This is a genomic window from Kribbella sp. NPDC003557 (genome assembly GCF_040610805.1).
Lineage (GTDB): Bacteria > Actinomycetota > Actinomycetes > Propionibacteriales > Kribbellaceae > Kribbella.
Genome location: NZ_JBEXMY010000008.1, coordinates 256047 through 268074, shown reverse-complemented (window position 1 = coordinate 268074; position 12028 = coordinate 256047). Strand labels below are relative to the sequence as shown.

Below are 12028 nucleotides of genomic sequence, written 5' to 3'. Positions count from 1 at the left end.
TCATTCGACCCCGATCAGGAGCGGATACCTGTCCTGTCCTCCGTCGTACACCATCACGTCGACATCTTTGCGGTGCCGACGGACATGTCGCTCGACAGCCTCCGCCAGCGCGGGGTCCGCGTCCCGGCCGGTGACGACGGTGAGCAGCTCGCCACCGCCGCCGAGCAGCCGGTCGACGACGCCCAGCGCGGCGGCCTCGAGGTCGTCGGTGATCAGCGCGAAGTCGCCGTCGACGACGCCGAGCGCGTCGCCGATCCGGCACCGCCCGGCCATCGTCCAGGCGTCCTTGACCGCGATCGTGACGGCGCCGTGCCGGGTCTGCCCGGCGGCGGCCGACAGGTGGACGACGTCGTCGTCGAAGCTGCGGTCCGGGTCGTGCACGGCGATCGCCGCGAGGCCCTGGACCTGGGCGCGGGTCGGGATCACGGCGACCCGGATGCCGTCCTGCCGGGCGGCGGTCGCGGCGGCCTCGGCGACCGCGATCGAGTCGTGGTCGTTGGGCAGGATCACGATCTCGGGTGCCTGCGACTGCTCGATCGCCTGCAGCAGCTCGCCGGTGGAGCAGCGCCGGCCGGGGCCGCCACGGATGATCCGGGCCCCGGATCCGCTGAACAGCTCCGCCAGTCCGTCGCCGGCGACCACCGCGATCACCGCGCGGCCCGGCGCCGGCTCGTGATGATGGGTCTGGTCGTCGAAGTGGGTGACACGGATCCGGTGCGGGCGGCCGATGTCGATACCGAGCTCGATCGCGGCGCCGACGTCGTCGGTGTGCACGTGGACGTTCCAGAGCCCGTCGCCGCCGACCACGACGACCGAGTCGCCGAGCGCGGCCAGGCTCTGCCGGAAGTCGCCGATCTTGTCGTCGGCCGCGTCGAGCAGGTACATCACCTCGTACGCGGGCCCGTCCTGGCTCTCGGCGCTCTCGCCCTGCGGCTCGACCCGGGCGGGGACGTCGACGCGGACGTGCTGCCCGGTGAGCACCGATTCCATCGCGCCCAGGATGACGACGAGCCCCGCTCCCCCGGCGTCGACGACGCCCGCACGCCGCAGTACGTCGAGTTGCTCGGTCGTCCGGCTCAGCGCCTGCCGGGCGGAGGCGACCGCGGCGAGGCAGACGTCGGCGAGGGTCTTGCCGTCGTTCGCGGCCGTCATCGCGCCGGTGGCGGCGGCGCGGGCGACGGTGAGCATGGTGCCTTCGACGGGTTGTGCGACCGCGCCGTACGCGGCGTCGGCGGCGTACTTGAGCGCGTCGGCGAACGCGGCGGCCTCGCTCATCCGGGGGTCGGCCAGGACGCCGCTCTCGCGGTCGTGCGGGAGGTTCTCGTCGAGGCGCAGGCCGCAGGCCCGGATCAGCTGGGAGGTGATCACGCCGGAGTTGCCGCGGGCGCCGAGGAGCGCGCCGCGGCCGAAGGCCTGGATCGCCTCGGTGAAGGTCAGGTCGCCCTTGGGCAGCGCGTCGCAGGCGGCCTCCCAGGTCAGGTAGAGGTTGGTGCCGGTGTCCCCGTCCGGCACCGGGTACACGTTCAGCTCGTCGATCCCGGTCCGGGCCCGGGCCAGGTCGGCCAGTGCGGTCCGGGCCCAGGCCCGGAGCACGTCAACGGTCAATTCCTCCACGCCCGGAAGGCTAACGCGTAGGGTTCCCGGGTGAGCGGTGGTAGGAGTGTGTTGTTCTCGGCCGCGGCCGACAGTTACGAGCTGGCCGTGCGCGAGATCCGGGGCGAGTTCGGCCGGGACGTGCGGATCCAGCGGGTCGGCGCGGAGCTCGGGCGGGTGGACGGCCCCGCGGTGCGGGAGCTGGCCGCGGCATGTGACGCGGGACGGATCATGTTCGTCCGGCATCTGACCGTGGAGATCGCGAGCTTCGAGGAACTGCCGCCGGAGTACGAGCTGGCCGAGGTGGTGCTGGGTGAGCTGCCGGAGTACCCGAAGGCGCTCGCCGTGCAGGCCTGGACCGACGACGCCGGCACCGGCGGGTCGTACTACCACCGCCTGGAGGAAGCGCTGACCGGTCGCGGGGTGGCTGTCACGCGCTCGGGTCAGGAGTGGGTCGTCTCGTGCTTCGTCGGCCGGAAGGCGATCCTGATCGGCCTCAACCGGCTGGCGGACAGCCTGTCGGACTGGCCGGGTGGGCGGATGCGGCTGGCGCGGGGTGACGAGCGGGTGTCGCGGTCGGAGTTCAAGCTGGAGGAGGCGATCGCGACCTTCGGCCTGGAGCTGCCGAGGCACGGGAAGGCCGTCGACCTCGGCGCCTCGCCGGGCGGCTGGACGCGGATCCTGCGGCTGCACGGGCAGGAGGTGTGGTCGGTCGACCCGGGTTCGCTCGACCCGCGGCTGCGCGGCGACCGCCGGATCCATCACGAGGCGACGACGGCGGGCCGGTTCTTCGCGGCGAACCGGGTGCGTTTCGACGTGGTGGTGAACGACATGCGGATGGACCAGGTGACGAGCGCCCGGATGATGCTCGACGCGGCCGCGCACCTGCGCCGCCGCGGTCTGGCGATCGTCACGCTGAAGGGCGGCGGCCGGAACCCGCTCGACGGCGCCCGTCGCGGCCTGGACGTCCTCCGCGAGCGGTACGACGTACTCCACGCCCGCCAGCTGCACCACAACCGCAACGAGATCACGGTTGTCGCGCGGACACACGAATAGGCGCCCGGGTGAGACCCGGGCGCCTATCGGAAGGCCCTACACGGAGTGAAAGCTGAAATCAGCCGACGACGCGCTGGACCTTGCCGGCCTTGATGCAGGACGTGCAAACCTTCATGCGGGTCGGGGTGCCCTTGATGAGCGCCTTGACCGGCTGAATGTTGGGGTTGAACCGCCGCGGCGTGCGAGCCTTGACCCGGCGGATCATCGCGCCCTTACCCAGACGGGCAACGCTGTTGCCGAACGTCGGCTGCTTGCCGCAGACATCGCACTTCTTAGACATGATTCTCCGTGTTCAGGGTCGTTACTCCGACAGATCATGTTACATGGGTGTGAGCGCCCCACCAATTCGGCCGCTAGGCAGTGAGGTAGGCCACTTCGTCGTCGGTCAGGGTGACCGACAACCCCGGCGTCGAGGTCCGGGTCTCGCTCACGTGCCGGGGCCCGATCAGCGGGAACACCGGGTACGGCTGGTGCAGCAGCCAGGCCAGTGCGATCGCCGTCGGCTCGACGCCCTTGGCCGCCGCGAGCTCCCGCGCACGGTCCAGCCGGCGGAAGTTGTCGTCGGAGTAGAAGCAGCGGACGAGCTCGGCGTCCGAGGTGTCCTCCGGCTTGGCCCGTCCGGTGAAGAACCCGCGTGCCTGGCTCGACCACGGGAAGAGCGCGACCTGCCGCTCCCGCAGCCACTTCTGCGACGCGTCGTCGCTGACGTGCCGGCAGCCGGCCCACGGTACGTCGTACGCCCGCGCGAGGCTGAGGTGGTTGCTCAGCAGTGTGAACGGCTGCTTGCTGTGCGCCTCGGCGTAGGCATTGGCCTCGTCGAAGCGCTCGGTGGACCAGTTCGAGCCGCCGAAGGCCTTGATCCGGCCGGCCTTGAAGTGCTCGTCGAGCACGTCGACGAACTCCGACACCGGGATGTCCTCGTTGTCGCGGTGCATGAAGTACAGGTCGACGTGGTCGGTCTGCAGCCGCTCGAGGCTCTCGTGCAGCTGCCGGGTGATCGACTCGGGATCGCAGTGCGGTGTGTGCGCACCCTTGCCGATGACCACGACGTCGTCCCGGTTGCCACGCGACGTCATCCACTGCCCGAGCAGCTTCTCGCCGCGGCCGCCGCCGTAGATGTACGCCGTGTCGAACGTCGTCCCGCCGCGCTCGACGAAGTCGTCGAAGATCACCGCGGCATGCGTCAGCGTCTGCTGGTTGTCGACGCCCATGACGAGCCGGGAGACCTGCTTGTCGACGCCCGGCACCTTGCCGTACGTCATCGGGGCGTCGTCGCGGCGGGTGAGCGGCCGGCCGGTCGCGGTCGGGATGATCGCGTCGTCCCGCTCGCTCGCGTACTGCTGCCCGATCGCGGCCCGCCACTGGTCCTGGACGGTGAGGTTGCCGAGCGTGTCCGCCCAGCTCATCTCCGGCGCCTCCTGCGCGCCGGCCGCGATCGCCGCCTGGACCGCCTCGGCCTCGGCCGTGTAGATCAGGGCCGGCTCCGCGGCGATCTCCCGCGGCTCCTCCCCCACCCGGTGCAGGGTGACGTGGGCCGGCTTGCCGTCGCCGCCGAACCACGGGTCCTCGACGACGAGGTAGCCCTCGCTGCCGAAGATCCGCACCTGGTTCTGGTCGGCGAGCCGGACGCCGGTGCTGATCTGCGCGGTGACGCCGCCGTCGAAGAACAGCGTCGCCACGGTCCATTCGTCGGCGCCGGTCTCGCCGACGTGGCCCACCGCGTTCACCGCGGCCGGTTCGGCGTACGGCTGCCCGGTCGCGGCGCCGGCGATCAGGCGGGCGTACGACACCGGGTACCCGCCGACGTCGAGGATGCCGCCGCCGGCCAGGTCGTCGGCGAAGATCCGGCTCTCCGGCCGGAACCCGGCGGCGAACGCGAACGTGGCCTGGACCTGGTGGGCGGTGCCGATCTCGCCGTCGCGGACCAGCTGGGTGACCAGCTTGGTCTGCGGCAGGCACCGGTACATGTACGCCTCCATCAGGAAGACGTCGTTGCGGACCGCGGCCTCGATCATCGCCTCGGCCCAGGCCCGGTTGATCGCGAGCGGCTTCTCGCACAGCACGTGTTTGCCGGCCTCGGCGGCCTTGATCGCCCACTCGACGTGCGTCGGGTGCGGGGTGGCGATGTAGACCGCCTCGACGGTCTCGTCGGCGAGCAGGTCGTCGTACGAGCCGTGCCGGCCGGCGATGTCCCACTTGTCGGCGAAGGCGTTCGCCGAGTCCAGTGACCGGCTGCCGACGGCGACGACCTCGTTGGTCGCCGACGTCGGTACCTGGCTGGCGAACCGGGACGCGATGTTGCCGGTGCCGATGATGCCCCAGCGGAGCTTGTGGTCAGTCAAAAGAGATCCCGTGGTGGTTGTGGTTTCGAGGTCAGAATTTCATGGCCCCCGCGGCCAGGTCGGCGATGAAGGAGCGGGCGCCGATCAGGAACACGCCGATCAGGGGGATGACGCTCATCAGCGCACCGGCCATCACCATTGAGTAGTCGGTGCCGTAGATGCCGTTGAGCTGGTCGAGGGCGACCTGCAGGGTGAGGCGGTTCGGGTCGGTCATCACGATCAGCGGCCAGAGGTAGTCGTTCCAGACGTTGATGAAGGTGAAGATCCCGAGGAAGGCCAGACCGGGCCGGAGCACCGGCAGGCCGACGGTGAGGTACTGCCGGAAGAATCCGGCGCCGTCGACCTTGGCGGCCGAGATGAGTTCGTCGGGGATGGCGCCCTTGGCGTACTGGCGCATCCAGAAGATCCCGAACGCGTTGGCCGCGCCCGGGATGATGAGGGCCTTCAGCGACCCGATCCAGCCGAACTCGGCGAGCGTCACGAACTGCGGCACCAGCGACAGCTGGGTCGGGATCATGAAGGTCGCGAGCAGGATCCCGAACAGCAGGTTCCGGCCGGGGAACTGGTACTTCGCGAACGCGAACGCGGCCAGCGAGTCGAAGAACAGCACCAGCACGGTGACGCCGAGCGACGCGATCAGCGTGAGCAGCATCGAGCCGAAGAAGTCGATGTTGTCGAGCACCTTGCCCATGTTCTCGAACAGGTGCGAGCCGATCAGGAGTTTCGGCGGATAGCTGAAGATGTCCGGGGTGGTGTTGGAGGCCATCACCACCATCCAGTAGAACGGGAACAGCGAGACCAGCACGCCGAGCATCAGCACGATGTGACCGACGGCGGTGCGCACGCGCTCAATGGACATCTGCGGCCTCCCTCTTGGCATTCTGGGCTGCGATCCTGCGTTCCACCCGCCGAGCGGCGCGTCGGGTCAGGCGTTCCTCGTCGGTGCCGCCGATCAGCCGCCAGTTGATGATGCTGAACAGCACGATCAGGACGAACAGCGCCCAGCCGATCGCGGCGCCGTACCCGAACTGGTTGTTGATGAACGCGCTCTGGTACAGGTACGACACGATCGTCAGGCCGGCGTCGCCGGGGCCGCCGATGTTGTTGGTGTCGCCGAACAGCACCCGCGACTCGGTGAAGATCTGCAGGCCGCCGATCGTCGAGGTGACGGCGGTGAACAGGATGACCGGCCGCATCATCGGCACGGTGATCCGCCAGAACGTCTGCCGCGGGCTGGCGCCGTCGACCTTGGCGGCCTCGTACACGTCGGCGGAGATCGCCTGCAGGCCGGCCAGGTAGATGATCGCGTTGTAGCCGACCCAGCGCCAGGTGACGATGGTGGCGATCGCGATCTTGATGCCCCACGGCTGGGTCAGCCATTCGACCTGGCCGAGCCCGATCGACTGCAGGAACGCGTTCAGCAGGCCGAAGTTGTTGCTGAAGATCGACCCGAACACCAGGGTGATCGCGACCACCGAGGTGACGTTCGGGATGAAGTACGCGATCCGGTAGAAGGTGCGCAGCCGGGTGGCGTTGTGCAGCGCGTTGGCGATCACCAGCGCGAGCAACAGCATCGGCACCGTCGACAGCACCCAGATGATCAGCGTGTTGCCGATCGTCTTCCAGAACGTGGCGTCGCTGAGCAGGTAGTGGTACTGCTCCAGCCCGACCCACTTCATGTCGCCGATGCCGTCCCAGGAGTGGAACGAGATCCAGATCGAGAACAGCACCGGGAACGCGCCGAAGATCGCGAACAGGATGAAGAAGGGCGAGACAGCGGCGTACTGCGGGAAGGCCTGCCGGTACTTGTTCGGCGGCTTCTCGGTCGCGGTCGCGGCCGGGGTGACGGCGGCTGGGATCGTCTTGCTCGTCACGGCCATCTCAGATCGCCCCCGCCCGGGTGAGTTCGCGCTCGATCTGGCGCTGGGCGTCGGCCCAGGCGACGTCGGGGTCCTTGCCGGAGGCTTCGACGTTGACCAGTTCCTTGCCGATCGGCGTCCCGATGATGCTGTCGTACGGCGAGAAGAACGCGCCCGGGTACTTCTTCGCGGACTCGGCGAACACGTCGACGATCTGCTGGCCGCCGAAGAACGGGTCGGGCGCCGCGAGCTTGGGGTCGGTGTAGCTGGCCGGTGTCGACGGGAACAGCACCGGGTCGAGGAACGCCTGCGCCTGGTTCTTCGCCGACTCCAGCCAGCTGATGAACGCGAACGCGGCCTCGGGGTTCTTGCAGTACTTCGTGATCGCCAGGAAGGACCCGCCGCGGTTGCCGGCGCCACCAGGAGCCGCCGTCACCCGCCAGAGTCCCTTGGTCTTCGGCGCCGCGTTCTTCGGCCCGAGCTGGGCCCACCAGACGGCCGCGTTGTACGCGACGAGCTTGCCGTTGGTGACGACCGCGTTCTTGTCGGTCGAGTTCTGCGCGTTCGCCGAGAGGCCTTCCTCGACGACCCGGACGGCCAGGTCGAATGCCTGCCGGACGTGGTCCTGATCGCCGAGGTACTGCCCGTCCGGGGACCAGTAGCGCTTGGGCTGCTGCGCCATCCGGTAGTCGAAGATCCCGCTGATGTTGTCGGTGATGGCCGAGCCCGGCACGGCCTGCTTGAGCTTCTTGCCGAGCGCGATGTAGGTGTCCCAGTCGGGCGCGAGCTCCGCGACCGCGGCCGGGTCGATGTCGATACCGGCCTTGGTGAAGACGTCGCTGCGGTAGAACAGCGCGGTCGGCCCGGTGTCCATCGGGTACGCCATCATCTTGTTCTGCGGAGTGATCCCGAGCTTCCACTTCCAGGGCAGGAAGTCCTTCTCGAGGTCCTTCGCGCCGAGCTCGAACAGGTCGTGGAACTGGTCGGAGTTCGGGAAGTAGGTGGCGACGTCGTCGTTGATCGCGACGATGTCGGGGACGAGGGACTTGCCGGCCAGCGCGGTCAGCACCTTGGTCTTGTAGTTCGAGCCGATCCGGGTCATCGCCAGCTTCATGGCGTCGAACCCCGGGATCGCCTGCTCCGCCTGCCCGATCAGGTCGTCGTTGACGGACCCGACCCACGTCCACATGCTGAGCTCGTGCGATCCGCCCAGTGAGCTGCGGGATCCGCAGCCGGTGAGACTCGCGGCGGCTATGGCGGAGCCGGCCGCGAGGAAGTGCCTTCTGCTCAGGGTCATAGCCTCACCTGGCGCTTTCTGTTGGATTTCGCCGGAAGGTGTCCACATATGTTTACGTAGCCATTAGGTAAGCGCATACCGACTGAACCGGTCAAGGTCCGATGACAAGATGACACCATGAGCTCACCCGCCGTCTCCGCCGTCCTTTTCGATGCCGATGGGGTCGTCCAGCGCCCGTCCCGGGACTGGTGGACGCGACTGACCGCGCTCGTCCCCGCCGACGGCGAGGCGTTCGTCGCGGACCTGATGCTGGCCGAGAAGCCGGCACTGGTCGGGAAGGGCGATTTCCGCGACGCCGTGGCCGACGTCCTGCGGCGCTGGAACTCGCCGGCGACGCTCGACGACGCCCTCGAGCCGTGGAGCTGGTTCGAGGCGGAGCCCGGGGTGATCTCGCTGATCCAGTCGCTGCGCGCGGCCGGCGTCGGGTGTCACCTCGCGACCAACCAGCAGGCGTACCGGCGGACGATCATGCAGGACGAGCGCGGGTACGGCGCGTGGTTCGACCAGACGTTCTACTCGTGCGATCTCGGCCTGGCGAAGCCGGATCCGGCGTACTTCCGGGCGATCCTCGGCGCTCTCCGGGCGCCGGCCCCGTCCGTGCTGTTCATCGACGACAACGAAGACAACGTGGCCGGTGCGCTGAGCGTCGGGCTGCGGGCGGAGTACTACGACCTGTCGGCCGGCGTACCGGCCCTGGCGGACCTGCTTCGGCGGCACGGCCTGCCGATTCCGGCCTGAGGTCTTGTGACGGCGTGGGGGCTGTGGCATCGTCGCCCCCTGTTGACAACGTAGGACAGTCCACCAGCCGCTCCCTGGAGGCACCACATGTCCGATCGCCGACTTTCCCGCCGCCACGCCCTGGGTCTCACCGCCGGCCTGGGACTCGCCGCCACGGTCTCGCCGTCACTCGCCTTCGGCGCCTCGGCACCCGCGCCGTCGGCGTACCCGAAGGGCCGGCGGCCGCGGGTGCTGAACGTTCTCACCGAGAGCTCGCTGAGCCTGCCTGAGCGGACCCTGGCGACCACGCTGCAGGGCCTGCTGGCGCGCCGCGGCGGCGAGTCGCTGTACCTGAACCTTCCGGGGCTCGGGTACCAGCACTGGCTCGACGACCTGGTGTCGCGGTACGGCGTCCGCGCGCGCACCGGCGACCTGTGGACAACCGTCGGCCGGTCCGGCGTCCGCGGATATGTTCTCTTCCGTGCGGGCACCCCGTCGGTCAACGTCGCGACCACGCTCGCCGGCGTGACGGGCGCCGTGGCGGTCGAGGAGAGCCTGGAGGCACTCGCGATCCGGAACGGATTGCGCAAGGTCCTGGACGTGCGGGACAAGGACGACCGCTGGGTGTTCGAGACGTACTGGCCCCGGCTGCGGCACGACGTCGTGGTCGAGCAGCGCGCGGACATCCCGGAGCGGCTGCGGGACTACGCCACGATGGCGGGGGCGCTCGCCTTCTTCGACGGCAACTCGGAGTTCCGCGCCACCGTGGTCGAGGCGCTGGACGACGACGGCACGGTGATCGGCTGGGGCGACGCCTCGGCCGGCGAGGACGGCTTCATCGGCCCGAACTCCAGCGCCGGCGTGAAGGCCCTGCCCGCCGACCACGCCCGCAACCTGTCGGTCCTGTCGGGCATCCACGAGGACCGGCTGACCCAACGCGGCCGCACCCTCGAGCAGGCGCCGGATCCTGCCGCGCACTACGTGAGCTTCGTGATCACCGACGGGGACAACATCCAGTGGGCGCTCGGGGACTTCCCGACCGATCCGCGATGGTTCGGCAGTCCGCGGCGGGGTGAGGTGGATCTGGGCTGGGGCATCTCGCCGTCGCTGATCGACCTGGCGCCGTCGGTGATGCGCTGGTTCTACGACCAGTCGGTGAAGGACCGCTGGGTCGTCGGCCCGTCCGGCGGCGGGTACATGTACCCGAGCCGCTACCCGGCCGGCGCGCTGGACAAGCACACCGCGTCGCTCGCGCGGGCGATGGGCCGCGCCGACCTGTCCGTTGCCCAGATCATCGATTTCGACGCGTTCGAGAACACCCGGCTGTGGTCGTCGTACCTGAAGCGGCCGGAGATCGACGGCCTGATCTACCTCGAGTACTCGCGGTACGACGGCCTCAAGGGCAAGGTGGTCTGGTCCGAGGGCAAGCCGGTGATCGCCGCGCGGACGATGCTCTGGGATGGGCTCGACGGCGCCGACGAGGCGTCGGTCACCGCCGAGCTGAACGCGGCGACCCGCAACCCGTTCTCGACCGCCGGCTACTCGATCGTCGTGTGGCACGCCTGGAGCAAGTCCGTCGACAACGTGCTCTCGGTCGTCGACGGCCTCGCACCCCACGTGAAGGTCGTCCCGCCGGACACCCTGGTCCGGATGGTCGGCACGCACGCCAAGCCTTAGCTCAGAGGCGTCAGAGCTCCCGGAAGTACACCGCGACCGGGAGCTTCACGCAGCCGAGGCTTTCGTAGAAGGCCCGGGCCGGGGCGTGGAAGTCGTCGCCGCCGGTGCCGATCTCGACGTACTGCGCTCCCCCGGCGCGCATCGCCGCGAACGCGTGCTCGCACAGCGCGGTCGCGAGGTTCGAGCGCCGGTGTTCCCGGGCGACCGCCAGCAGCTCGACCGTTGCCTGCCGGCGATCGGTGTCGAGATGCCAGGCGACGTACCCGGCCGGCACGCCGTCGACGTCCGCGACCGCGACGTACTTGCGCGACGCCGGATCGTGCAACCCGGGCAGCTGCTTGCGGTAGTCGCCGCGCCAGTCGCCGTGCTGGCGGGTGAAGATCAGGTCACCGACCAGCGGCCGGAACGACTCCTCGTAGAACGGCCCGAACGTGTCGATGGTGAGGTCGACGAGCCGGGCCAGATCGCTGTCGACGTACGAACGGATGTGCATGGAGTGTGCCTCTCACGAGTGAAGTGGACGGGCAGGGCGCGACCGGCCCGTCGCACGCGCGCAGGCAGCGACAGGCCGGGATCAGCGCCGGGTACGCCCGGCCGCGAAGCACTCCATGCCCGTGATGCTAGCGAGCAACCGGCGGTACGGCGACCGGAATCGTGTGCACCTGGCCGGTCCGCAGCCCGCTCGTCAGCCGGCCGAGGTTGTCGGCGATGCTCTCGTTCATCCGCCACTCCGCGGTCAGCACGCACAGCGTCGGGCCGTCGAAGTCCGCGAGGGTGAGCGAGAACGGCGCCCGGTTCTCCGGTAGGTCGATGCGCTCGAGGATCTCGCCGCCCGCGGCGACGCGGACCACGCCCTCATCGCCGGTCTGGGACCAGATCGCGCCCTCGGCGTCGAGCACGATGCCGTCCGGCCCGAGGTTCTCGGCGTACACGCGGCGGTTCGACAGCCCGCCGTCCGGGTCGACGTCGAACGCGGTCAGCCGCCCGGCGAACGACTCCGCGATCACCAGCGTCCGGCCGTCCGGCGTCAGCACCATGCCGTTCGGGAAGTCGATGTCACCGGCGACCTGGCGCACCTGGCCGTCCGGTGTGACCAGCTTGATCCAGCCGGGCACCGGCGGCTCGCCACCGGCGAAGTCGAAGTCCGCACCGTTCAGATAGATGTTGCCCCGGGCATCCACCACGATCTCGTTCGCGCCCTGTTCGGAGAGCACGGTGATCGACCCGTCGGGCTCGTAGCAGCGCAGTTTGTCGCCGGTGACCAGCATCCGGCCGTCCGGCAGCCAGTCGATCGACCAGCCCATCAGGCGCTCGACCGGCGCCTCGAAGAACTCCGCCTTACCGGCCGCGTCGACCGCGACGATCTGCTGCTCGATCCAGTGGCAGAACCACAGCCGGCCGTCGTGCCAGCGCGCGGACTCGGGAAAGGCCAGGCCGTCCAGCAGGAGCTTCAGTTCAGGCATCACGCCACCTCGTTCGTCGGTTCG

11 protein-coding genes are annotated in these 12028 nt (G+C 69.5%); 3 read left to right on the top strand and 8 right to left on the bottom strand.

The annotated features are described in order from the left end of the window. The gene (locus ABZW60_RS32815; RefSeq protein ID WP_355483481.1) at window positions 1-1614 is read right to left on the bottom strand and encodes a DAK2 domain-containing protein; all 1614 of its coding nucleotides are present in this window, start codon (window positions 1612-1614) and stop codon (window positions 1-3) included. Window positions 1615-1644: 30 nt separating this feature from the next. Here ABZW60_RS32815 and ABZW60_RS32810 point away from each other — a divergent pair, with 30 nt between their 5' ends. Further along, entirely contained in the window at window positions 1645-2649 is a 1005-nt protein-coding gene (locus tag ABZW60_RS32810; RefSeq protein ID WP_355483479.1) for an SAM-dependent methyltransferase, read from the top strand. 58 nt (window positions 2650-2707) lie between these two features. On the opposite strand, the gene rpmB is transcribed toward ABZW60_RS32810, so the two are convergent. From rpmB to ABZW60_RS32785, 5 genes are all read right to left on the bottom strand, one after another. Further along, a complete protein-coding gene (gene rpmB / locus ABZW60_RS32805) occupies window positions 2708-2929 on the bottom strand; it encodes a 50S ribosomal protein L28 (RefSeq protein ID WP_131463921.1) in 222 nt (73 codons plus the stop codon). A 73-nt stretch (window positions 2930-3002) separates the two neighbouring features. Beyond that, a complete protein-coding gene (locus tag ABZW60_RS32800; protein WP_355483477.1) occupies window positions 3003-4991 on the bottom strand; it encodes an aldo/keto reductase in 1989 nt (662 codons plus the stop codon). Window positions 4992-5022: 31 nt separating this feature from the next. Further along, window positions 5023-5850: a carbohydrate ABC transporter permease gene (locus ABZW60_RS32795; RefSeq protein WP_355483476.1), complete on the bottom strand. Its 828-nt coding sequence runs from the start codon at window positions 5848-5850 to the stop codon at window positions 5023-5025. Next, the gene (locus ABZW60_RS32790; protein WP_355483474.1) at window positions 5840-6871 is read right to left on the bottom strand and encodes a sugar ABC transporter permease; all 1032 of its coding nucleotides are present in this window, start codon (window positions 6869-6871) and stop codon (window positions 5840-5842) included. The genes ABZW60_RS32795 and ABZW60_RS32790 overlap by 11 nt, the downstream gene beginning before the upstream one ends. A 1-nt stretch (window position 6872) precedes the next feature. Further along, window positions 6873-8147, bottom strand: a complete 1275-nt coding sequence (locus ABZW60_RS32785) for an ABC transporter substrate-binding protein (protein WP_355483472.1) — start codon at window positions 8145-8147, stop codon at window positions 6873-6875. 117 nt (window positions 8148-8264) lie between these two features. Here ABZW60_RS32785 and ABZW60_RS32780 point away from each other — a divergent pair, with 117 nt between their 5' ends. Continuing rightward, window positions 8265-8885: an HAD-IA family hydrolase gene (locus ABZW60_RS32780; RefSeq protein ID WP_355483470.1), complete on the top strand. Its 621-nt coding sequence runs from the start codon at window positions 8265-8267 to the stop codon at window positions 8883-8885. Window positions 8886-8972: 87 nt separating this feature from the next. Beyond that, window positions 8973-10541: a GxGYxYP domain-containing protein gene (locus ABZW60_RS32775; protein ID WP_355483468.1), complete on the top strand. Its 1569-nt coding sequence runs from the start codon at window positions 8973-8975 to the stop codon at window positions 10539-10541. A gap of 10 nt (window positions 10542-10551) precedes the next feature. Here the strand turns inward: ABZW60_RS32775 and ABZW60_RS32770 are convergent, their stop codons facing one another. Together ABZW60_RS32770 and ABZW60_RS32765 are read right to left on the bottom strand one after the other, a co-directional pair. Beyond that, window positions 10552-11034: a GNAT family N-acetyltransferase gene (locus ABZW60_RS32770; RefSeq protein WP_355483467.1), complete on the bottom strand. Its 483-nt coding sequence runs from the start codon at window positions 11032-11034 to the stop codon at window positions 10552-10554. A 127-nt stretch (window positions 11035-11161) separates the two neighbouring features. After that, the gene (locus ABZW60_RS32765) at window positions 11162-12004 is read right to left on the bottom strand and encodes an SMP-30/gluconolactonase/LRE family protein (protein ID WP_355483465.1); all 843 of its coding nucleotides are present in this window, start codon (window positions 12002-12004) and stop codon (window positions 11162-11164) included. Window positions 12005-12028 lie beyond the last annotated feature (24 nt).